At 40.3% G+C, this 22,405-nt stretch carries 23 protein-coding genes and 1 pseudogene; 17 read left to right on the top strand and 7 right to left on the bottom strand.

From position 1 onward, the window contains the following. The first annotated feature begins 13 nt into the window (after positions 1 to 13). Complete coding sequence (gene abc-f / locus ACX27_RS01590; RefSeq protein WP_235526456.1) at positions 14 to 1,591, top strand: ribosomal protection-like ABC-F family protein; 1,578 nt, start codon at positions 14 to 16, stop codon at positions 1,589 to 1,591. Between the two features lie 35 nt (positions 1,592 to 1,626). Here abc-f and fghA read toward each other — a convergent pair whose 3' ends face one another. The 4 genes from fghA to ACX27_RS01570 all read right to left on the bottom strand — a co-directional run bounded on the left by fghA (position 1,627) and on the right by ACX27_RS01570 (position 4,927). Further along, positions 1,627 to 2,469: an S-formylglutathione hydrolase gene (fghA, locus tag ACX27_RS01585; protein WP_062287519.1), complete on the bottom strand. Its 843-nt coding sequence runs from the start codon at positions 2,467 to 2,469 to the stop codon at positions 1,627 to 1,629. Positions 2,470 to 2,500: 31 nt separating this feature from the next. Further along, positions 2,501 to 2,980 carry a DUF29 domain-containing protein gene (locus tag ACX27_RS01580; RefSeq protein WP_062287516.1) on the bottom strand — a complete coding sequence of 160 codons (480 nt, stop codon included), beginning with the start codon at positions 2,978 to 2,980 and terminating at the stop codon, positions 2,501 to 2,503. A 51-nt stretch (positions 2,981 to 3,031) separates the two neighbouring features. Next, positions 3,032 to 3,691 (bottom strand): Uma2 family endonuclease, encoded by a 660-nt coding sequence (locus ACX27_RS01575; protein WP_062287512.1) that lies wholly within the window; start codon positions 3,689 to 3,691, stop codon positions 3,032 to 3,034. A 126-nt stretch (positions 3,692 to 3,817) separates the two neighbouring features. Continuing rightward, on the bottom strand, positions 3,818 to 4,927 hold the full coding sequence (locus ACX27_RS01570; RefSeq protein WP_062287509.1) for an S-(hydroxymethyl)glutathione dehydrogenase/class III alcohol dehydrogenase: 1,110 nt from the start codon (positions 4,925 to 4,927) through the stop codon (positions 3,818 to 3,820). Positions 4,928 to 5,624: 697 nt separating this feature from the next. Here ACX27_RS01570 and ACX27_RS01560 point away from each other — a divergent pair. From ACX27_RS01560 to rimM, 4 genes are all read left to right on the top strand, one after another. After that, positions 5,625 to 5,822, top strand: coding sequence for a hypothetical protein (locus ACX27_RS01560; RefSeq protein ID WP_062287503.1), 198 nt, complete (start codon positions 5,625 to 5,627; stop codon positions 5,820 to 5,822). A gap of 29 nt (positions 5,823 to 5,851) precedes the next feature. Beyond that, complete coding sequence (locus tag ACX27_RS01555) at positions 5,852 to 8,503, top strand: HEAT repeat domain-containing protein (RefSeq protein ID WP_062287500.1); 2,652 nt, start codon at positions 5,852 to 5,854, stop codon at positions 8,501 to 8,503. Between the two features lie 361 nt (positions 8,504 to 8,864). After that, the gene (locus tag ACX27_RS01550; protein WP_062287498.1) at positions 8,865 to 10,148 is read left to right on the top strand and encodes a valine--pyruvate transaminase; all 1,284 of its coding nucleotides are present in this window, start codon (positions 8,865 to 8,867) and stop codon (positions 10,146 to 10,148) included. Between the two features lie 140 nt (positions 10,149 to 10,288). Further along, positions 10,289 to 10,903, top strand: a complete 615-nt coding sequence (rimM, locus tag ACX27_RS01545) for a ribosome maturation factor RimM (RefSeq protein WP_062287496.1) — start codon at positions 10,289 to 10,291, stop codon at positions 10,901 to 10,903. Here the strand turns inward: rimM and ACX27_RS01540 are convergent. Together ACX27_RS01540 and ACX27_RS01535 are read right to left on the bottom strand one after the other, a co-directional pair. Next, entirely contained in the window at positions 10,886 to 11,890 is a 1,005-nt protein-coding gene (locus ACX27_RS01540; RefSeq protein ID WP_062287493.1) for a serine/threonine protein kinase, read from the bottom strand. The genes rimM and ACX27_RS01540 overlap by 18 nt on opposite strands. Positions 11,891 to 12,186: 296 nt before the next feature. Continuing rightward, on the bottom strand, positions 12,187 to 13,077 hold the full coding sequence (locus tag ACX27_RS01535) for an alpha/beta fold hydrolase (protein WP_062287490.1): 891 nt from the start codon (positions 13,075 to 13,077) through the stop codon (positions 12,187 to 12,189). Positions 13,078 to 13,133: 56 nt separating this feature from the next. On the opposite strand from ACX27_RS01535, the gene ACX27_RS31445 reads away from it, so the two are divergent. The 4 genes from ACX27_RS31445 to ACX27_RS01525 all read left to right on the top strand — a co-directional run bounded on the left by ACX27_RS31445 (position 13,134) and on the right by ACX27_RS01525 (position 16,383). Beyond that, entirely contained in the window at positions 13,134 to 13,328 is a 195-nt protein-coding gene (locus ACX27_RS31445) for a hypothetical protein (protein ID WP_144427380.1), read from the top strand. Beyond that, positions 13,315 to 13,569 (top strand): hypothetical protein, encoded by a 255-nt coding sequence (locus ACX27_RS33205; protein WP_235526455.1) that lies wholly within the window; start codon positions 13,315 to 13,317, stop codon positions 13,567 to 13,569. The genes ACX27_RS31445 and ACX27_RS33205 overlap by 14 nt, the downstream gene beginning before the upstream one ends. Positions 13,570 to 13,597: 28 nt before the next feature. After that, positions 13,598 to 14,053, top strand: coding sequence for a Uma2 family endonuclease (locus tag ACX27_RS33200; RefSeq protein ID WP_235526454.1), 456 nt, complete (start codon positions 13,598 to 13,600; stop codon positions 14,051 to 14,053). 389 nt (positions 14,054 to 14,442) lie between these two features. Next, the gene (locus tag ACX27_RS01525) at positions 14,443 to 16,383 is read left to right on the top strand and encodes an S-layer homology domain-containing protein (RefSeq protein ID WP_083468885.1); all 1,941 of its coding nucleotides are present in this window, start codon (positions 14,443 to 14,445) and stop codon (positions 16,381 to 16,383) included. A gap of 243 nt (positions 16,384 to 16,626) precedes the next feature. Here ACX27_RS01525 and ACX27_RS01520 read toward each other — a convergent pair whose 3' ends face one another. Further along, positions 16,627 to 17,643 carry a mechanosensitive ion channel family protein gene (locus tag ACX27_RS01520; RefSeq protein ID WP_062287484.1) on the bottom strand — a complete coding sequence of 339 codons (1,017 nt, stop codon included), beginning with the start codon at positions 17,641 to 17,643 and terminating at the stop codon, positions 16,627 to 16,629. 142 nt (positions 17,644 to 17,785) lie between these two features. Here ACX27_RS01520 and ACX27_RS01515 point away from each other — a divergent pair, with 142 nt between their 5' ends. From ACX27_RS01515 to ACX27_RS01485, 8 genes and pseudogenes are all read left to right on the top strand, one after another. Continuing rightward, entirely contained in the window at positions 17,786 to 18,703 is a 918-nt protein-coding gene (locus ACX27_RS01515) for a histone deacetylase family protein (RefSeq protein ID WP_062287481.1), read from the top strand. A gap of 149 nt (positions 18,704 to 18,852) precedes the next feature. After that, complete coding sequence (gene coaD / locus ACX27_RS01510) at positions 18,853 to 19,428, top strand: pantetheine-phosphate adenylyltransferase (RefSeq protein ID WP_062287478.1); 576 nt, start codon at positions 18,853 to 18,855, stop codon at positions 19,426 to 19,428. Next, a complete protein-coding gene (locus ACX27_RS01505; protein WP_144427379.1) occupies positions 19,314 to 20,000 on the top strand; it encodes an ATP synthase subunit B family protein in 687 nt (228 codons plus the stop codon). Before coaD ends, ACX27_RS01505 begins: the two co-directional genes overlap by 115 nt. A 110-nt stretch (positions 20,001 to 20,110) precedes the next feature. After that, positions 20,111 to 20,350 (top strand): hypothetical protein, encoded by a 240-nt coding sequence (locus ACX27_RS33195; protein ID WP_235526453.1) that lies wholly within the window; start codon positions 20,111 to 20,113, stop codon positions 20,348 to 20,350. 30 nt (positions 20,351 to 20,380) lie between these two features. Next, on the top strand, positions 20,381 to 21,133 hold the full coding sequence (locus ACX27_RS01500) for a helicase-associated domain-containing protein (RefSeq protein WP_235526452.1): 753 nt from the start codon (positions 20,381 to 20,383) through the stop codon (positions 21,131 to 21,133). 8 nt (positions 21,134 to 21,141) lie between these two features. Further along, positions 21,142 to 21,474: a Ycf66 family protein gene (locus ACX27_RS01495; RefSeq protein ID WP_062287476.1), complete on the top strand. Its 333-nt coding sequence runs from the start codon at positions 21,142 to 21,144 to the stop codon at positions 21,472 to 21,474. A gap of 174 nt (positions 21,475 to 21,648) precedes the next feature. Continuing rightward, positions 21,649 to 22,044, top strand: coding sequence for a COP23 domain-containing protein (locus ACX27_RS01490; protein WP_062287473.1), 396 nt, complete (start codon positions 21,649 to 21,651; stop codon positions 22,042 to 22,044). A gap of 11 nt (positions 22,045 to 22,055) precedes the next feature. Beyond that, positions 22,056 to 22,405 (top strand): annotated as a pseudogene (locus tag ACX27_RS01485) (IS1 family transposase); the annotation flags it as partial.

Here is a 22,405-nt window from a genome sequence, read left to right as displayed (position 1 = left end):
AGGTTTGGTAAGAATGCAGAAAAAATCAATATTAATCGCTGAGAATTTAAGTTATGAACACAGCGATATGCAGCTATTGTTGTCAGGGATTCAAGGAAGTATTACAATAGGCGATCGCATTGCTTTAGTTGGTCGCAATGGTGTTGGCAAATCAACTCTATTAAAGATAATTGCAGGGCAGATTCAGCCTAAATCTGGTTCGGTGTTTCGGCAGGGTAGTGTTTACTATTTACCCCAAATTAGTACTATTCAAGAATCAATTAATGCAGATACAGTATTAAATTATTTAATTTCAATTGCTGATGAATGGTGGAACATTGAAGAGATTTTGCAAACCCAATTCAACACAACCATTGATTTATCATTACCAATTGCTAATTTAAGCGGTGGAGAATTGACAAAATTATTTTTGGCAATTGGTTTATCACAACAACCCAATTTGTTGTTGCTAGATGAACCAACAAATCATATAGATTTACCTGCATTAGAGAGCTTGAGACAGTTTCTGGTAAATTTTGCTGGTGCTTATGTCATTGTCTCTCACAAACCTTTTTTCTTAGATCAAGTAACTGCTGTGACTTGGGAACTTACACCCAATCAATTAAAAGTATATGGAGGCAATTTTTCTGATTATCGACGACAAAAGCAAATAGAATTAGAAGTGGCAATGCGATCGCACGAAGTAGCGAGAAAGGAACTTAAACGCACCCAAGCAGCTGCGATGCAAGAACAGCAACGCGCCGCCCAAGCACAACGTAACGGTCGAGCGAAGTTTCTCAATGGTAGTATTGACAGAGCCGCTGCCGGCTCAATGAAAATTCAAGCTCAAGTCTCAGCTGGCACAGCTAAAAAGAAGCATGAAGCAGCTGTAGCCAAAGCAACTCAAAAAGTCAACGAGACAAAGATTAAAACTACCAAAGTCACCAACATTAATTTAGAGGAAACAAACTATAAACACAGAAATTTAATTGCTATTCAAGGTGCAAATCTTTGGGTAGCTAATCGGCTACTAATCCAAAATATTCAGTTGCATATTTCTTCTGGTGAACGCATTGCGATTATTGGGGCAAATGGTTCAGGGAAATCAACTTTAGCGAAAGCTATTTTGGGGATGGAGAAGGAAACAGTGTTATTAGAATCAGGTGAGATTTTAATTACACCTGTCATGAAAGCTGTTTATCTCGACCAAACTTATCAACTCATAAATCGTCAGCAGACAATTCTAGAAAATATGCAGTCTGCTAATTCCAATCTGAGTTATCAGTTATTACGTCAACAGCTAGGACACTTTTTATTTAAATATGATGACGTGCATAAATCTGCATTTGTGTTGAGTGGTGGAGAGTTGGCTAGACTAGCGATCGCTATGATTAGCATATCCGAAATTGACTTGCTAATTCTCGATGAGCCAACTAATAATCTTGATATTGAAACTGTAGAACAAATGGTCATCGGTATCAATGAATATCAAGGCGCTTTGTTGGTCATTTCTCATGATATTGATTTTTTTAAGTCGCATCAATATCAACCACAGTTGGCAAGTGAAACAGCAAAGCTTACAAATGACAAGTTATTTACCCAATCAACTTGAGCAATATTATCAAGAAATTGGGCAGGGTTGAAGTTTTAATTCAGTGCGATCGCATGATGACGAATATGGTCTTCAATAAAACTAGCAATGAAATAATAACTATGGTCATAGCCAGCTTGGTAACGTAAATTGAGGGGTTGATTTACAGATGCACAAGCTTGTTCAAATAACTCTGGTTTTAATTGTTCAGTTAAAAATTTATCTGCCGTGCCTTGGTCAATTAAAATGGGACTATGATAGCCTAATTGTTTGATTAATTCACTCGCATCATAAGCACGCCAACTATCTTGATTATTGCCTAAATAACCACTAAAAGCCTTTTGTCCCCAAGGACAACTCATCGGTGCAACGATGGGTGCAAAGGCAGACACTGATTTATATTGTTGGGGGTTACGTATGGCACAAACTAACGCCCCATGTCCCCCCATTGAATGACCGAAAATACCTTGTTTATCTGCTTGGATGGGGAAGTTAGCTGCAATGATAGCAGGTAATTCTTGGACGATGTAACTATACATTTGATAGTGCGATCGCCAAGGTTCTGCGGTAGCATCAACATAAAATCCTGCACCTGTGCCGAAATCCCAAGCATCATCTTCACCGACAATGCCAGTATTTCGGGGGCTAGTATCGGTTGCTACCAACATTAAACCATACTCGGCCGCGTAACGTTGCGCCCCAGCTTTGACCATGAAGTTTTCTTCTGTACAAGTCAAACCAGAGAGGAAGTAGAGAACTGGTACTGGTTTGTGTGCTGCTTGGGGAGGCTGATAAACAGCAAAGCGCATTTCACCCTTACAAGTTGCGGAAGTATGAGAGTAAAAGCCGAGTTGACCGTCAAAGCATTTATATTCGGAGATAGTTTGCAGATGCGTCATGATTTGTCTAGCGAATTTGTGGCGATCGCTATTATTCCATTAAATCATCGCTTGATGGTTCGCCAGGATAAAAGCTGGCGTTAAAAATGTCAGCTAAGATATATGAACATTGCTGAAGAAATGTTGAAAGTGGAAGGTTAGTTTCTGCTGAAGCTAAATCCCTAGCATTTTCATAAGCTTCCTGAATTGCTATTTCTAAATAAGAGTTTAAACTTGGATTTTCCTCTAGTAATTTGAGAATATCCCGCCGTTGAATGCGAATTGTGGCTAACCAACTGCGGCTGCGTTTTGTCGGTTGATATTCCCATTTTAATAAATGTGCAATTAATATACTGAGGCGATTTCGCAATTCTTGGCGTTCCTTTCTTCCCAAAGATTCAATTTCCTCAATTAAATTGGATAAGTCAAGTTGATGCCATTGTTGATGACGGAGTAAGTCAGCTTGTTGCTGACTCCAAGCATAAAAATCAGTTTCATAGAGATTAGTTTGTTTACTTTGTGGAGTTTGCATAGTTAAACTTGATTCAATTTTTATGCCATTAAATCATTGTTAATAACTCAACTACTGCTGAATTTGTGATTGCAACATTTTCCGAAAAGCGCGTTTAGTTTGGGTTTCGCCTTGAGTTTTGCATTGGGCTAAAAACTCGTAAACCATTGATTTAGTTAATATCGCAAATGTGGCGCTAGTTTCTGATTCTTGGTATTCGCCTTGCTCTAAAAGGTAAATAGTTAATTTTGTACCGTTATACCGCCAAAATTCAGGAACTTTCATATCCTGATACATTTGTTTTTTATTGATATCTGTATGGGTGATATCTACTTCTAAGATTAAATCTGGAGGTGGATCTACTGCTAAATTTACTGTTTTACCTCTCACAGCAGGCTCATTTTGAATGTAGTAACATTTATCCGGTTCTGCACCTACTTTTAAGCCTGGGATTTTTAGCGTCGTTGAAGCCATACTTTTAATATTAAGATTCAGTTCCTCAGTCAAAAGATGAATCAACATCCCAATATGTTCACTACCAGTTTCATGTTCTTCTAAAGGTGTCATAATCTCCAACATTCCCTGATAATATGTCAGTTGGGCTGCGCGATTATCACCTAAAGCATCAAGAATTTGCTCATAAGCATCCCAACTAATGTTATTCAGTGTGACACGCTTTTCTGCAAGTGGTGTTTCTTGAGGATTGCTTATCACTTCACTGGTAGTAATCATGTGCATCTCCCAAGTTTGATAGCAATTAAATTAATTAGGTGTAGGTTGGGTGGAGGAACGGAACCCAACATTCTCAAGACTTTGTTGGGTTCCGCTATCGCTACACCCAACCTACTATTTTCTTAACTAAAACGTTACAACACTGCGAATAGATTCACCTTTGTGCATTAATTCTAAAGCATGATTAATTTGTTCAATTGGCATGACATGGGTAATTAAATCATCAATATTGATTTTGCCATCCATATACCAATCAACAATTTTCGGCACATCTGTGCGTCCTCTTGCACCACCAAAGGCTGAACCTTTCCATACTCTACCTGTGACTAATTGAAACGGACGTGTGCTGATTTCTTGTCCTGCGCCAGCCACACCAATAATGACACTGACACCCCAACCTTTATGGCAGCATTCTAATGCTTGACGCATCACTTTGACATTGCCAATACATTCAAAGGTATAGTCTGCACCGCCTTTAGTTAAATCAACCAAGTAACTAACTAAATCACCTTCGACTTCATTAGGGTTAACAAAGTGCGTCATCCCAAACTTTTCGGCTAAGGCGCGTTTGCTGGGATTAATATCTACCCCCACAATCATATCGGCTCCTACCATCCGCGCACCTTGGATGACGTTTAAGCCAATACCACCCAAACCGAAAACTACAACTTTTGCGCCCGGTTCTACTTTGGCAGTATAAATCACTGCACCTATACCTGTGGTGACACCGCAACCGATGTAACAAACTTTGTCGAATGGAGCATCTTCTCGAATTTTGGCAACAGCAATTTCTGGTAATACGGTGTAGTTAGCAAAGGTGGATGTACCCATATAATGGTGAATCATTTCGCCACCAATGCTAAAACGACTCGTACCGTTGGGCATAACACCGCGCCCTTGGGTAGAGCGAATTGCTTGGCAGAGATTGGTTTTCAGGCTGAGACAATATTCACACTGGCGACATTCTGGGGTGTAAAGTGGGATGACATGATCTCCTGGTTTAACGCTGGTGACACCAGCCCCCACCTCTACGACTACACCAGCGCCTTCATGACCTAAAATTGTGGGAAATAAACCTTCAGGATCAGCACCAGACAGAGTATAAGCATCGGTGTGACAAACTCCCGAAGCTTTAATTTCTACTAAAACCTCTCCTGCTTGTGGCCCTGATAATTGCACAGTTTCAATAGTTAGGGGCTTACCCGCGCTGTAAGCTACTGCTGCTTTGACTTCCAAACTTTAACCCTCCTAATTTATATATAGATTTTAATGCCGTTGCTGCACTTAGCGTTACATAACAAAAACCATCCCACAATTATGTAACTCCCTAATTCGTAATTACAAATTGGCATAACGTTAAAATGGAAGTTGCTACAGCTTGCGCGAAACACGCAAATGTAAAAGTAGAAGCTGCTGCAACTTAAAAAAAAACACGGAAATGTTCAAGCGGAAGCTCTTACAACTTGAGAAAAACACGGAAATGTTCAAGCGGAAGCTCTTACAACTTGAGAAAAACACGGAAATGTTCAAGCGGAAGCTCTTACAACTTGAGAAAAACACGGAAATGTTCAAGCGGAAGCTCTTACAACAAAAGTGGAAGCTGTTACACGAAAAGCAGAAGTATGTATAAGGTGTGTTAGGCGTAAGCCGTAATTAACCAAAAGCTTTGCGGTAGATGCGTTAGTGCCAGCGTAATAGATTTTACGTGTCTTACGTAAGTTCGACGGATATTAAAAACCCTTCTCCAAACCTCTGCCCGCAACGGGGAGGCTTTAAAATCTTAATTCTTTGTGGAAAATGCAGAATATTTCTGCCCCTCTCTGCGTCGGAGAGGGGTGAGGTTTATAGAATTTATGTTGTATTTGAAAAATTCAATATAGTCTTATATTAAAATATACAATAACGCTTAAAAGTCCTCGGTCAACTTACTACTATGGTTGCAGACCACAGCATAGATTTTAATCATTATTTAGAATCTCTCAGCGAGGACGAAAGATATAAAGAGTGGGAAGATTTATATACACCAACTGATGCCCTAGACCGTCAAAGACTTGAACCTAAAAAAATCGCACCGACGCTTAGATATCAGCTTAATGGTGCAAACAATACTACCACCGCAACGAGAAGGTGAAGCAGTAGAAAAAGAAAAAAATTGAACGGTTGAACATCCTGGAAGGGTTACGGAAGTATGCAGCCAATCATGTTTTGCTAGTGGGAAAACCTGGTTCTGGTAAATCTACGGCTTTAGAACGCTTGTTGTGGGAAGAAGCCCAAAAGGCAAAACAGGGAGAATTAAATCAGAAAATTCCTGTGCTGGTGGAGTTGAGGCGCTACACAACTTCGGTACTGGATTTAATTAGAAACTTTTTATTTGAGCATAAATTAAACCTCAACAGTGAAGAAATTCAGAATTTACTGTTTAAAGGCAAATTCTTACTCCTTGTAGATGGGTTAAATGAATTACCCAACGAATTAGCTAGACGAAATTTAGATGATTTTCGCAAGCAATACCGTCAATTCACGCCGATGATTTTCACGACGCGAGATTTGAGTGTAGGCGGTGATTTAGGTATTGAAAAAAAGCTGGAAATGCAGCCTCTCACAGAAGCGCAAATGCAGCAGTTTGTTCACGCCTATTTACCAGAAAAGATGGCAGATGAAATGCTGCGACAGTTAAGTGGACGCTTGCGGCAATTGGGAGAAACGCCTCTGTTACTGTGGATGTTGTGTGAATTGTTCAAATCTGATCAACTAATTCCTGCTAGTTTAGGTGCGCTGTTTCGTTTGTTCTCTGGAGTGTATCACGAACTCAAAAGAGATATACCAATTGCTGAAAAGTTGCGTCACTGGCAAGCTGATTTATTACAACATCTGGCATTTGTAATGATTCAAGGTGACAATTCAACGGAGTTACAATTAACCATTTCTCAGCAGCAAGCTAGGAATATTTTAACAATATTTTTAGAGAAGAAAGTAGAATTTGCTGATGATTGTGCAAGACATTGGCTGGAAGATTTGCTCAAATATCACTTAATTCAAAGGCGAACAGATACAGAGATTGAGTTTCATCACCAGCTAATTCAAGAATATTACGCCGCAGAATTTTTACTCTCACAGCTTGACAAGATTAGTGATAAGAAGCTGAAACAAAATTATTTGAATTATTTGAAGTGGACAGAACCCTTAGCCTTGATGTTGGGGTTAGTAGATGATGAAAAACAAGCAGTGCGAGTGGTGAAGTTAGCTTTAGATGTAGATTTAATGTTAGGGGCAAGGTTAGCAAGAGAGGTAAAGCAAGAGTATCAGAAAAAAACAGTTAATTTAATTTGGGAGTTAGATATTCATAAATTACTCAAAGTTGAGTTTTTGGGGACAATTCGCTCTGAAAATGGCATTTATGTTTTCAATTATCCATTGCACGATGAAAATTATGTTTGTAGTAGAGTCGCAAAGCTGTTAGGAAATATTGGCAATAAAGGGGCGATAAATCCCTTAATTACCGCTTTCCAAGAAAACTATTCCTATGTTAATATGACATTCCAATTTGAGTTACTAAAAATCGCCAAAAATAAAGTGGCGGTAAATCTCTTAATTACCGCTTTGCAAGATGAAGATCATGGTGTGCGTAGAAATGCCGCATTGACGTTAGGAACAATCGGCAATAAAGCGGCGGTAAATCTCTTAATTACTGCTTTGCAAGATAAAGATTCTGATGTGCGTATGATTGCTGCATATGCGCTAGGAGAAATCGGTAATGAAGCGGCGCTCAATCCCTTAATTACTGCTTTGAAAGATGAAGATTATAATGTGCGTAGGAGTGCCGCACATGCGTTAATAAAAATCGCTAAAAATAAAGTGGTGATAAATCCCTTAATTACCGCTTTGCAAGATGAAGATTCTGGTGTGCGTATGATTGCCGCATATGCGTTAGGAGAAATCGGCAATGAAGCGGTGGTAAATCCCTTAATTACTGCTTTGAAAGATGAAGATTATAATGTGCGTAGGAGTGCCGCATATGCGTTAGGAGAAATCGGCAATGAAGCGGCGCTCAATCTCTTAATTACTGCTTTGCAAGATAAAGATTCTGAGATGCGTTGGAGAGCCGCACAAGCGTTAGGAAAAATCGGCAATAAAGCGGCGCTCAATCCCTTAATTACTGCTTTGCAAGATAAAAATTCTGATGTGCGTTGGAGAGCCGCACAAGCGTTAGGAAAAATTGCTGATTCTGAAATTTTACCTCAGATTTGGGAGTTACACTTAAAAACACCATCACAAGATAAAAGCGATGCAATTGCTCAAATTCAAGAGCGTTGCAAATTTTATAATCATGCAATTTTTTATAATGTATTAGATGAAGAAACTAACAACGCAGATCCTTTAAGCAGCTCTCTTAATACACTTAATCAAACACTAAAAACTATGTCAGAAACTCCTAAATATGATTTTAGTAATGCTACTTTTAACAACCTCACAGGAAGTGTTATAGGAAATATTCAAGGTGATAACATTGGCACTCAAAACAATTACCCAGCAATACCAGAATTAGCAACTGTGCTGGAGCAATTGTTGGCGAAAATTGAGCAAGATAAACCGACTGTAATTGATGCTCAACCAATTGTGGCTGAAGTTGTTGAGAATCATCCTGTACTAAAAGATAAGCAAGTAGTTGAGCAAGTTATGAAAACATATCCCCCGCTTAAGGTACGTTTGCGAAAAGCAGTGACAGCCGCAGGTATTGAGACGGTGAAGATTTTGTTTGCTCCGGCTGGTATTCCTATTGAAGCGATTAAGGCTTGGAATGAAGCTGAGTAAGTTAATGTGACGTGAGTTTGATATAAAGAACCCCTCTCCAAACCTCTCCCCGCAACGGGGAGAGGCTTTAAAACTTGAATTTTTTTGTGGAAAATGCAGAATATTTCTGCCCCTCTCTGCGTCGGAGCGAAAAGTTTGCGCCGGGAAACCCGGACGCGCAAACTTTTCAAGACAGAGGGGTTGGGGTGAGGTTGATCAAATTCACGTAGATTGATCAATCATTGAACTTACATTAAAATTGCATTTTCTTGTGAGATTGGTACATTAGTTACAGGCGGCAAATGTGGAAGATGATATCTATCCGCCGCATGAATTTTATAATTTTGTCAACTTCTCAGTTAATTCTAATTTTGCAAAGCTTATGAACCCTGCCCTAACGAAAATTGGCGCTCAAATGTCCAACCTCACTGGTGTACGAGCGATTATGAAGGACATTGTAGAAACGTTGCAAGCGAGTCAGGGGCAGGAGTTAATTAATTTAAGTGCGGGAAATCCGTTGATTTTGCCAGAGGTGGAACAGTTGTGGCGCGATGCAACGGCGGAACTGTTGGCGAGTGCGGAATATGGGGAAGTGGTTTGTCGTTATGGTGCAAGTCAAGGTTATGCGCCGTTAATTGAAGCGATCGCAAATGACTTCAACAAACGCTATGGTTTAAACTTAACCTCTCGCAATATCTTAATTACTCCCGGTAGCCAAAGCCTTTATTTCTACGCAGCCAATGCCTTTGGTGGTTCCACCAGCAACGGTGAACTGCGACAAATTGTTTTACCTTTAAGTCCCGACTACACAGGCTATGGCGGCGTGTGTTTGCAACCAGAGGCTTTAATCGCTTACAAACCAACTTTGGATATAGACGCAGCTAACCACAAATTTAAATATCGCCCCGATTTTAGCCAATTGGCGGTGTCAGAACAAACTGGTTGTATTATCTTCTCTCGTCCTTGCAACCCCACTGGTAACGTCCTCACAGCCAATGAAGTCAACAAAATTGCTGCTCTCGCTGCAACTTATAATGTACCTGTGTTGATTGATTCTGCTTACGCGCCTCCCTACCCTGCTTTGAACTTCACAGAGATGCAGCCAATATTTGGGGAAAATATTATTCACTGCATGAGTTTGTCGAAAGCAGGATTACCAGGGGAACGTATTGGTGTCGCTATTGGTGATGAAAAGTTCATTCAAGTTCTTGAATGCTTCCAGACAAACTTGTGTATTCATGCTTCTCGTTATGGACAAGCGATCGCCTCTCGTGCCATCAACTCCGGTAAACTAGGAGAAATTGCGGAACAAGTTATTCGGCCTTTTTACCAAAACAAGTTTGCAGTTCTGGAAACTACTCTAGATGCTGCTATGCCAAAAGATTTACCTTGGTTCCTCCACCGTGGTGAAGGCGCAATCTTTGCATGGTTATGGTTGAAAGATTTACCCATTACTGATTGGGAATTTTACCAAGAACTCAAAAAAGTTGGAGTTATTGTGGTTCCTGGTAGTACCTTCTTCCCCGGTTTACAAGAAGAATGGTCACACAAACACCAATGTTTACGCATTAGCTTGACTGGTAGCGATACTGAGATTGTAGCTGCTATGCAACGTCTCGCTAAAGTAGCCGAGCAAGTTTATCAGCGTGCGGTGGTGAGTGCGTGAGAAGTAGGGAGTGAGGAGTTGGGAGTAGAGAAGCTAGGTATTGGGTATGAACAAGTAAAAAGTTAAAAGTAAAAAGGTAAAAGGTTTTATCTTTTTACTTTTGCTTTTTGCCTTTTAACTTCTAAATTGACTATTGACCAATGACCAAAAAACAGAAGAATCAAAAAACAGAAAAAAAACCCCCACTCCCCACTCCCCACTCTCAACTCCCCAATTTAGATGAGTGGTTGGCAATTGGGAAAATTGTTGCGCCTCAAGGGTTGGCTGGAGAATTACGAGTTTATCCAGAAACGGATTTTCCCGAACGCTTTGAAGAACCGGGAACACGTTGGTTATTGCGTCCTGGGCAAACAGAACCGCAACCAATAGAATTATTGGATGGGCGTTATTTGGAAGGAAAAAACTTATACGTGATTAGTATAGCTGGGGTGGACAACCGCAACCAAGCTGAGGAATTGCGTGATTGTCGATTATTTGTGCCGGCAAGCGATCGCCCCGAATTAGGCGAAGATGAATATCATGTTGTGGATTTAATTGGTTTGGAAGTTTTCTTACAGACATCGGGTGAACTGTTGGGGAAAGTGGTAGATGTCATCCCGGCTGGTAATGATTTACTCGAAGTGGAATTACTTAATCATGAAAAAGCCAACAAAACAGTTTTAATTCCCTTTGTCAAAGAAATCACACCAGTTGTAGATATTGCATCTCGGCGTGTGGAAATTCTACCACCGCCAGGTTTACTTGATATCAATTAAAGATTGGCTTTCTTCTAACTGCTGAGTTGCACCACCTGGTTGCGAAAAAACTAACGTTGTTAGTCCTACTGCTAACATTCCCAACGCAGCTAAGGCTAACATCGCTGTACGTTTTTTCAACTTCATAGCAGCCAGTAAAATTTCACTGACAGAAGCTTTACCCGTAACTGGAATTGATTTGAGTGCTACTAAAGCTGATGCTGCATTGGGATAGCGGTCTTTCCAGTTAGGCTGTACCATCCTCCATAACCAAGACCGAAAACTAGGATGGAAATGATTTTCTAATTTGGGAAATTTTAAGCCACCATAACCAATATTCGCTGTTTGGGTATTGGTGAGTAAGCAAATCAATGTTGCCCCAACACTATACAAATCTGAAGCTGGTGTCAAAGCATAACCAAACTGTTCTTCTGGAGGAATAAAACCAGGAGTCCCAGCAGATAAGGTAGTTAAAGCTATTTTGGCACTTTGTTGGCGAGCCAAACCAAAATCAACTAAATAAGCATTGAGTTGTTCGTCAACTAAAACATTTTCTGGTTTAATATCCCGATGAATCATTGGGTCAATTTGTTGTTGCAAATAAACCAAAATTTCTAAAAGTGAGATGGCTACCTGCTTAATTTCAGCCGGAGAAAAGTTATCTTTTGTCCCTAAAGGTACAGCATTCTTATACTCTTGGACTAAATAAAAGTTCTTTGAGGTTGCGAAAGAATTTATGTAGCGGGGAATGCGGGGATGTTCTAGTTGTTGTAAAATCGCAATTTCCCGTTCGTAAGCTTTTGAACCTGACCAATCAATAGTTTCATTAGCAAGGTTGAACTCTTTAATGACTACTGTTTGTTGAGATTTACAGTCAGTTGCAAGGTAAGTAATGCGTTCATCGGCGTGATTCCGTCCCAGTTCTCGAATCACTCGATAGCCTTGCACAGAAAAATCTGCATGGTGAATTACGGGAATTGTCCCTTTATTACGCACATCAAGCTCCATTACACACCACCTGAGTTTGATTTTGTCAAAGTGCAATCAGAATAAAAGGTACTCACCCGGTAAATGAAGTGTGAAAGAGAAAGCAGTATTCAGGAGGCAGAAGGCAGAGGGCAGGAGGCAGAAGGGAAGATTTTTAATCAAAGGTAAAGCCTTTTTGCCTCGCCCATTTGGGTTTAAAATCTTAGACTTGGCGGTCGTCCCTACAAGACGCTACGCGAACGATTAGAGGCGGTTTTGAATTACCCTCCAATCGGCCTCCTGCCTTTTAACTCCTGCCTTCTTCAACACTTCAGACTTCACACTTGTGTTAACCAATTGATCATTTGGGTGTTGACAATATCTGGAACTTCATCGTGGGGACAATGACCGGCGTTAGGAATGGGAATAATCTTGATATCTTTGCCATTTGCACACGCCTCTTCGTAAATCTTCGCCCCAGTAATGGGTGTCCAAGGGTCATCAGCGCCCCAAATCACTAATAAAGGACGTTCAACTTTGGGTAAAAGTTCCTCTGGACAAGGGCCTGGCGGCGCTGTCAAGATGGAAGCAAACACTTGTTGCGCTCCTGGGTCGCAAGAGGGTGTATAAAGTAAATCAACTAACTCATCAGTAACAGCAGCCCGATTACGGTAAACCTGATATAAAGTGCGGCGAATTTGGGATTTTTGGCGGATGCGGTTAAAGACAAATTTACCAGTTAAAGGCGATCGCACCACACGATTAAAAGTCGCCATCACAATACGTAGTGGTGGGTTTAATTCGTGGGGACGATGACTCAAACCACCTGCTGAGTTAATTAACACCCCAGCAGCACTAATTTCAGGATGTTTTGTTAATACTATCAAGCTAATCAGTGCGCCAATGGAGTTCCCGATAAATACCGCAGGTTCTTGAATATGTGCCGTCCAAAAATCTTTGAGTAATTCTACCCAGATTTCTACACAGTAATTTAATGGTGGTTTATCAGAACCACCAAAACCCAACAAATCTACAGCATATACCTTGTAACCAGCCTCGGCTAACACCGGGATATTTTTCCGCCAATGTCCAATAGAAGCACCAAAGCCATGCACTAATACTAAGGGCTTGCCTGTACCCATGACGGTATATTGAATTTTATGCCCCTGCCAAGTCCAAATAAACTTTTCTAAATCGACTGATGGTAGTTGCTGGGTTGTTAAGGTCATTATTAAGATTCCTAAACTATTACTTTATATAGTAAAGTCTAGGGAATTTATTTATTTTGGTTGAAGCGAAGCAAAACCCAACATTAATATTATTTGCTACCAACGGATGCTTCAGTGCGAGTCGCTTGTGTATTACTTCGTTGACTAAACTAGGCGATCGCACTACTACTTCTTCTTATAATTTCAGCGAAAATGCTATTTTTAAGCTAGTCACAGGTGAGTTGAGGTCTTTTGTCTATGACCATTTCTAGTAACCAACTCAAAACCGAAATATTCTATCCGGACTCCGACGGCAAACCAATGGCGGAAAGCGACCCAGCACGCGATTATTTAATTTATGCAGTAGAAGCATTAGATATTTATTTCCAAGCACGCAGTGATATTTATGTGTCAGGAAATCTGTTTATATACTATAAGCAAGGTATTCCAAGTGCTGTAATTGCGCCCGATGTGTTTGTTGTTTTTGGGGTAGAAAAGAAAAAAACGCTCTAGTTACAAAGTCTGGCAAGAAGGTGGTAGAGTGCCTAACTTTGTTTTAGAAATTACTTCTGCAAGTACCCAAGAAAATGATGAGGAAGATAAACCTCAAAAATATGCTTTCTTAGGTGTACAGGAGTACTTTCAGTATGATCCCACAGGTGACTATCTCAAGCCACAACTGAAAGGTTCTCGGTTGGTACAAGGCAAATATCAATCTCTGACACCTAACTTTTTACCCGACGGCGTACTGTCAATTCACAGTGAAGTTTTGGGTTTAGACTTGAGACTAATTAATGGTGAATTACGCTTTTTTGACCCCCAAACAGGGGAGAAACTTTTGAGTCATAAAGAAACAGAACAAGCACGTCAACAAGCTGAACAAGCACGACGTGACGCAATACCGAAATTGTTGGACTTGGGATTAAATGTAGAACAGATAGCCAGTGCGTTGAATTTACCGATAGATGAAGTGACTCGTTTGATGTCAGAGCGATAGTCAGCAGTTCTATTTTACAATCAAGGGTTTGGGAAAGGTGAAGCGGTAGACTGACAAGTGTAGGTTTTTAACAGAGTGATGAGTAATAACTCTCAAAATCACTGTTTAATCAGAGTTCCATCACTTCTACACCCTCACACCCTTATACCCATTCTGAACAGACAACCTTTATGCGTCAGTTTTGAAAGAGCAAGCGATCGCACTATTGTTAAGTAATCCAAATTATTTAGAGAAGTGTTAATTTCATCTGCACAACGGGATTAATAAGTCAAGGGAATTCATATTCTCTTCACTTACTCACCGATTGGTATGGTGTGAGATGAAACACAAAAAAAACTCGTTCTTTCGCTCATTTGAGTCAAATTATCATTGCCGCTACTTCAGTAGCAATGTTTTCGCCAATCTTTTCAGCTTCTGCAACTCCTCGGTTCTCTACCACCATCGCGCAAACACCTGTTAACTCTACAACGCAACAACTGTTAGCAGATGAGTTAAGCAGCAATGAGTCAGACTTACCAGAATCAGTCAAAGATGCTGTTTTAGAAGATATTTCTAGTCGCACAGGTTCACAAGCTTCAACTTTACGTGTGATTAAAGCCCAACAGCAAACTTGGTCTGATGGCTGTTTGGGTTTAAAAGCAGAAGATAACTGTTCTCAAGCAGTAGTTCCTGGTTGGCATATAGTAGTTAGCAACGCCCAAGAAGTTTGGGTGTATCGCACTGATGAGTCAGGAAGTGTAGCTAAACTTGATGAAGAGTCTACCCAGAGTTTGACAGCTTTAATTGCTCGTCGAGAAACTACCACTCGTCAAATTAGTCGCACAAGGATTCAACGAAATGTGGTAGCCCAACGCAATACCCAAGTGAGTGCGACGAGTACAGTAGTTAAAGCCAAAAAGACGGGTTTTAGTCTGGCTATTTTACAACCATCTGGGGAATTTTCGGAAGTAATTGCTCGTGTTTCCTTGAAATCTAAACGCCACAACAATTTCTTAAAAGAAAGATTTCTTGGTGACTACAAGTATAAAGTTAAGCGCAAGGCAAAATTTGTTAAAGGTATTAAAGCAGGCGATCGCGTAGTTGTCAGACTATACGATACTCAAAACCGCTTTATTGGCTACAGCGAATTTGAATGTTTGCAAGCATTCAGCAGTGTGAATCTAATTCTGTCCGCTAATCCGAGCGAATATCAAGTTGTTCGCACTGTCTACGGAGTTGATGCTGATGAAGACGGCACAATTGACTCCAGCACCAGCAGCTACGACTACTTTACCCAAGTTAGCGACCAACGAGTAACTTTCCTTAGCAGTTCCCAAACTGTTAACGTTAGCCAATTTGAAACAGAAGGTTTCTCGTCAGTTACCACAAATAGCATCTACCCTACTTCCTTTAGCAGTGGTAAATTCGCGCTAGTTCGTCAAACAATTAGTAGTTTCAGTTACAACTTAGCAGAAGCTTTAAAAGCCGAACCAGGGCGTTTAGTAGAACTCAATGAAGTCAGCGATGACGATAGTTCTATTTATGACATCGGTCAGATGATGATGAGTTACCGTGCAATCGGTGTAGCTCAAGGTATCCAAGTTAAATTTAGTGATGTTTCCAGCAATCACTGGGCTAGTGACTTTATTTCAGAGTTAGCAGCTTTGCAAGTCATTCAAGGTTTTCCTGATGGGAATTTCCGCCCTGATGAACAGGTAACTCGCGCCCAATTTGCCGCTATGATTAGCCAAGCTTTTGAAAAGGCTAACATTCGTCAGACGGTTAGCTTTAGAGATGTATCCGCCAATTATTGGGCTTACAGCGCCATCCGTAAAGCTTATTCTACAGGCTTCCTCGGCATTTCGGGGAACAAATTCAACCCCACACAAGCCTTATCTCGTTTAGAAGTCCTGCTATCGTTAGCCAGAGGCTTAAACTACACCTTTAGCGGTTCTACAGAGTCAATTTTGGCAGCTTACTCAGATGCTGCAACTATTCGTAGTGATGTGCGAAATGCGATCGCAGCACTGACAGAACGCGGTATTGTGGTTAATTATCCCAATGTTCAGACTCTCAATGCTGATAAAGTAGCAACAAGAGCCGAAGTTGCAGCCTTGATATATAAAGCGTTAGTCAGCACTGGTGAAGCTGTCGAGATTAACTCACAGTACGCTGTAGAACAAACACAGCAGCAAGCCGAACTGGAAGAAAGTAGTACAACCGAAACCGGAAAACTCCGCCGTCATTGTAACCAAGGAATAGGTAACGGTTCTGAAGGTTGTGACCCAGGAAATTCTCGCCCCCACGGTGGTAGTAACGACGAAGGAGGTAGAACTCCTGGTAGAAGATAATATTCAAGTTTTGTAGAAATGCTATTCATCGTTTCTACTAATGCACAGTAGGATACAATTCAAAGGTAAAAGATGAAAATCATTTTTGATTAGTGATCTTTTACCTTTTTTTTATCTCTATGATTCATATTTCATTTTTGAAATATACATAGGATGTGTTAGCGACAGAGTAACACATCCTACGTATATTTTGGTGTGTTGCGGCTTGCTAACCCCTAGTCACTAGCCTCTAATCTCTAGCATTCAATTGTTATTGTGAACATAAATATCCCGAATGGGAAAAGGAATAGAAATACCAGATTCTTGGTAACGTTTGTGTAATCTTTTGACAAACAGATGCTTGCCCATTCGCTGATCAAAATATTCACTTACTCGCATATACAAAGTAAAATCGATACTAAAATCATTGAATGTATGAAATCTAATATAAGGCTCATTGGCAATTAATTCTGGAGCAATTTCTCGCATAACATCTTTAGCAACTTCGACAGTAACTTTTTCGACTTGTTCTAAATCGCTATCATAACTAACTCCCACGTTCATCGTTAAAGTAATTTCTTTAGCTGGAAGATGGTAATTAGTAAAAATTGCCGAAGCTAATTTAGAATTAGGTACAATCACTACGTTATTAGAAAGCTCTTTAATAGTAGTATTGCGCCAAGTGATATCTGTAACATAACCTTCGTGTCCTTCATCTAGCTTGACATAATCTCCAGTCCTTACCTGCTTAGAAATTATTAAATAAAAACCAGAAAATAAATTTGCTAAAGTATCTTGCAGTGCTAAACCAACAGCAATACCACCAATTCCTAAAGTCGTGACTAGTGGTGTAACTGCTACCCCTAATGTTTGTAAGAGAATTAATATCCCTAAAATAAAAACTGCCGTTTTTGCCAGATTAGAAATTAGTGAGGCTGAAACTCCTTCAGCTTTGCGCGTCCAAGAATTGACAAAACCAGCAGTCAGCCTTGCTAAAACTAAAGTGATGGAACAGAGAAAAATAATTGTGATTATTCTTTGCAGCAAAATTTTTAATTCTGGGCTGAGGTTGGGAGAGGCGGCAACTAAAGCCGATGAAAAACCTGCTAATAAAAACCAAATAAAAGTTACTCGATGTAAAGCTTGAAAAATTAGCCGACTACCAGGGATATGTTTTTGGATAATAATTTTTTTAAACTTATGAAATAGAAATTTCTCGCAAACTATACCAATTAACAAGCTAAATAAAATTAGTGCGGCAGGTAAAATCCATTGGGTCATAATTAATGTGATTTCTTAAACTGAACAACAAAAATTAAAGCAACATTATAAAACAATTATTGCTACAACTCATCTTTCAAAGACAGTATTTGCTGAACCTCTAGGTATATTTAGTATCGGACTATGGTAAAAAATACATAACATGGACTTGCCAATAATTTATCATTCAGACTATGTTGCACCTTTGCCAGCAGGACATCGTTTCCCAATGGCTAAGTTTTGCAAATTGTATGAATTGCTGTTGACTGATCAAATAGCACACTCAAACCAGTTTCATACTCCACAGCGTCCATCACCAGAGTTGATTGAGTTAGTGCATACACCAAATTATGTGCAAGCATATTGTGATGGCACCCTAGATTATAAAGCCCAACGCCGCATCGGGTTGCCGTGGAGTCCAGCTTTAGTAAAGCGTACCTGTGTGGCGGTTGGTGGTACGATACTCACGGCTCAGATGGCGTTAAGTCAGGGTTTAGCTTGCAATACGGCTGGGGGAACTCATCATGCTTTTCCCAGTTATGGATCTGGTTTTTGTATTTTCAACGATTTAGCGATCGCATCTCGCGTTTTACAAAAACTGGGACTGGTGCAGAAAATTCTGATAGTCGATTTGGATGTGCATCAAGGAGACGGTACAGCTTTTATCTTCTCTGATGATGCCAGTGTATTTACTTTCTCAATGCACTGTGAAGTCAATTTTCCTGGTACAAAACAAAAAAGTGATTTAGATGTTCCCCTCCCTGTGGGAATGGAAGATGATGCTTATTTGCAAACCTTGGCTGAATATTTGCCAGATTTGTTATCAGAGATTCGTCCTGATTTAGTATTTTACGATGCGGGTGTGGATACTCATATAGGCGATCGCTTGGGTAAACTAGCCTTAACTGATACTGGGCTGTTCCGTCGAGAAATGCAAGTTTTACATACCTGTGTGAGTGCAGGTTATCCCGTAGCCTGTGTAATTGGCGGTGGATACGCCGATGATATGCAATCTCTGGTGTGGCGACATTCTCTCATTCATCGTGCGGCTAGTGAGGTTTATCGTCAGTATGGGCTTTAGGGGACAAGGAAGACACGGGGGACACGGGAGATAAGGAAGCAATCTTTCTACCTTGTCTACCCCCTCACCCCACTCAGCACTCAGCACTTTCAACTCAACACAGTGGAATCCGATATAATCACCTCAATAACTGTGATAAATCGAATATTGTGATTGCTATCTATCCTGGCAGTTTTGATCCCATCACTTTAGGACACCTTGATATTATTCAACGTGGTAGTCGGCTGTTTGACAAGGTAATTGTCGCTGTACTGCGGAATCCTAATAAAGTGCCGTTGTTTACTGTGCAGCAAAGACTAGAACAAATTCGGATAGCTACGCAACACTTACCAAATGTCGAAGCAGATAGTTTTGATGGGTTGACTGTAAATTATGCCCAACAGCGCCAAGCACAAGTGTTGTTACGCGGTTTACGAGCGATTTCTGACTTTGAAGTAGAATTACAGATGGCGCACACGAATAAAACTCTGTCTACTCAGATTGAAACAGTTTTTCTCGCAACATCAAATGAGTATAGTTTTTTAAGTAGTAGTGTGATAAAAGAGATCGCAAGATTTGGTGGTTCTGTCGATCATCTTGTTCCCCCGCACATTGCTTTAGATATACACAAATGCTACAACCACAACTATCCAATAGCGAACCCAACCACAACGGCAATTATCCCTCCCCTCCAGAGTATCCCAATGGAGTCGCCAACGGGGACAACTCCCGAAGCGGAAGTGTAGATATTCAGCAAGAACTCAACCGTTTAGAAGATTTGATTTTGTCGAGTTGGCGAGTTCCTCTCACGGGACGCACATTAATAGACGAAGACAAACTTTTTGAACAGCTAGATTTTATTCGTGTTTCCTTACCTTCGGTGTTCCAAGAAGCAACGGAAATCTTGCAACACAAGCAAGATGTCATGTTAGAAGCCGAAGAATATGGACAGCAAATTGTCGAAGCTGCCCAAGCCAAAAGAGCGCAAATTTTGGCAGAAAGTGATATTCTCAGGCAGGCGGAACACGAAGCAGAACAGCTACGGCGCAAAACCCAGCAAGAATGCGAGGCGATGATGCAAGAAACCCTTGCAGAAATTGAACGCAGGCGACAAGCTTGTATGGAAGAATTAGAACAAATGCGTCAAACTGCGATCGCTCAAGCCCAAGAAATTGAAGATGGTGCTGATCACTATGCCGATAGTGTCCTCGAAAATATCGAGCAAGACCTCAAAGATATGTTAAGAATTATCACCAATGGCAGACAACAATTACGCCAAGAAAATCAATCTCAAAATTATTCTTCAAAAAAGAAATGAGGTGAGAAGTGAGAGGCTAGAGACTAGAGGTTAGTATATTTTCTTGACTCAGCACTCAGCACTTAATATTGTAAGATTTTCGTAAACCTATCTTGCTTATAGGTTGAAAATTGCAGATTATTTGCAGTGCATTGCCTTACTATCAGGATCAGTTAAGCATTTCCACAGTTGATGAGGCTTTACAACAATTATCTGTTGATGAACTCAAAAAGGTGGCAGCATTACTAAATACTAATAGCAAACCCACGCGCAAAGCCGAAATCATTGCAGTAATTCACCGCCATCTTTTGGGGAAAATCTGCAACAATTGTGGCAATGAACTGTTTCGCTGCATTCTCGTCAAAGGCTAGGATTTTGAAGTTACGCGCAATCCTTGGAACTTGTATATTAGTGACTCCCATTACGGTAGCTTGGGTAATAATGGCGATGATTGGGAAATTTTGCAAGGCAGATATGCTTTATGTCTGTTATTTGAATATGTTGCCACCTTGGGGATGATTAATATCGCCTATGTTAACCCTGGCGGCGTTCGCCCTGATTATAGCGACTTATGGGGAACCGATGACTTACCGTTTCTCAGCCGTTACGACGGTTTGATGTGTTTGCAGTTAACACCCTTGGGTGCATATTGCTTGGGTTGGCAAAACGACTATACACCGCCACCGTTAGAAGTAAGGGCAGTATTTCGTGTGTTACCAAACTTAGAAATAGCGGCGACTGGCGAACCACTCACTCCTGCTGATACTATCGTGCTGGATGTTTACGCCCAAAAAATTTCTGATGCGGTGTGGCGGTTAGAGACAGCTAAGTTATTGAGTGCGATAGAAGAAGGACAAAGCATCACCCAATTACAAGAATTTCTACAAGCCCGCAGTGGTCATGAATTACCAGAAACCGTCAATCAATTTTTAGCAGATATTGAAGCGCGAGGCAATAGTTTGCGCGATCGCAGTCAAGCCCGTTTGATAGAATGCACTGATGCAGCTTTAGCTTTATTAATCGCCAACGATACCCGCACCAAAAAGCTGTGTTTCTTAGGCGGAGAAAAGCATTTAGTTGTGCCTAGCGAATCAGAAACTAAATTCCGTAACGCCGTCAAAAAATTGGGTTATAGTATTGCGTTGAGTGGTTAAAATTCCTCATGAATGAATTAATTTTAATGCAAGTAAATTTCGGATTCAATACAGCCAGTTTGATTGGTTTTGTGCAAATTATTTTTGCTGTAGCTTACATACTAGCTATGATAATTCTGCTGATTCAACATGCCAGAAGATTAGAGACTTTATCTTTAATCATTTATATTTTCCAGACTATAATTATCCCTATTTTTCTGCTAACTTCTGGGTTGATTTTGGTTTTTCAAGGTTGGCGCTTAGACCCTATTTTACAATTTATGCAGTTTTTACTAACTGTGTTGATTATTTATCTATGTATTAAAGATATTGTAATTAATGGTGGTTATAGAAATCGGTAGCTTAAAGTGAGCGATCGCACTCAAGCAGATTTCATTACAAATACAATGATCAAGCTTTAGCAATTTTATTTGCTGGTGCGACTTTGTGAAACAAAATAAAGCAAATGCGAAAAAACAGGATTAAATATTGTAGCTTAATTGCATAGGTGTATTTTAGCAATTAGTAGTTGGTATATGCAGCTAAAATTAGTGGCTCAATTATTACCAAAAGTAGCAGCAGCATCCGTAACTTCGCTTCTAGTTGTGGGAATTTCTGTAACTGAGCCGAGTTATGCTGGGCCAAGCAAGTTTTTCTGTACACAAGAAGGTGGTATACCTGTCACCAAAGTACGCACCCCACGAGGAAACGAGACGTTTATCCGTTGGGTGGTTGACGATTTTAAAAAATTCCCACCTGCAAACCGTTGTCAGACTGTGACTGCCAGATTTCAACGCTATTACGATAACGGTTCACTTTACATCACCAGTCGAGACAACTTTAACAGTTATCCAGTTTTGTGCATTGCCAATCGCAAAGGCGTACCTTGTACAACAGAAAATATGGCGTTGCATAATGAGAATATGAATTAGGGTGAATCTTCATGGAATGTCCGCGTTGTAATTCCTCTCATATCCGTAAGAACGGTAGACAAAGAGGTAAACAAAACTACATTTGTGCAGATTGTGGTCGTCAATTTATTGAATATCACAATCAAAAGGGTTATGGTGACGAAATTAAACGAGAATGCTTAGAAATGTATGTTAATGGTTCTGGTTTCCGTGCCATAGAAAGAGTAAAAAAAGTACATCATACAACAGTAATTTATTGGGTGAAACAAATGGGTGGTCAGTTACCAGAACATCCCGAAACAGCTGAAATACCTGAAATAACTGAAATTGATGAATTAGAAACTTTTGTCGGGTCAAAAAAAACAAAATTTGGGTATGGAGT

This window comes from Nostoc piscinale CENA21 (genome assembly GCF_001298445.1).
GTDB lineage: Bacteria > Cyanobacteriota > Cyanobacteriia > Cyanobacteriales > Nostocaceae > Nostoc_B > Nostoc_B piscinale_A.
Note: the sequence above shows the minus strand (reverse complement) of the source record. Positions and strands in the feature narration are given on the sequence as shown.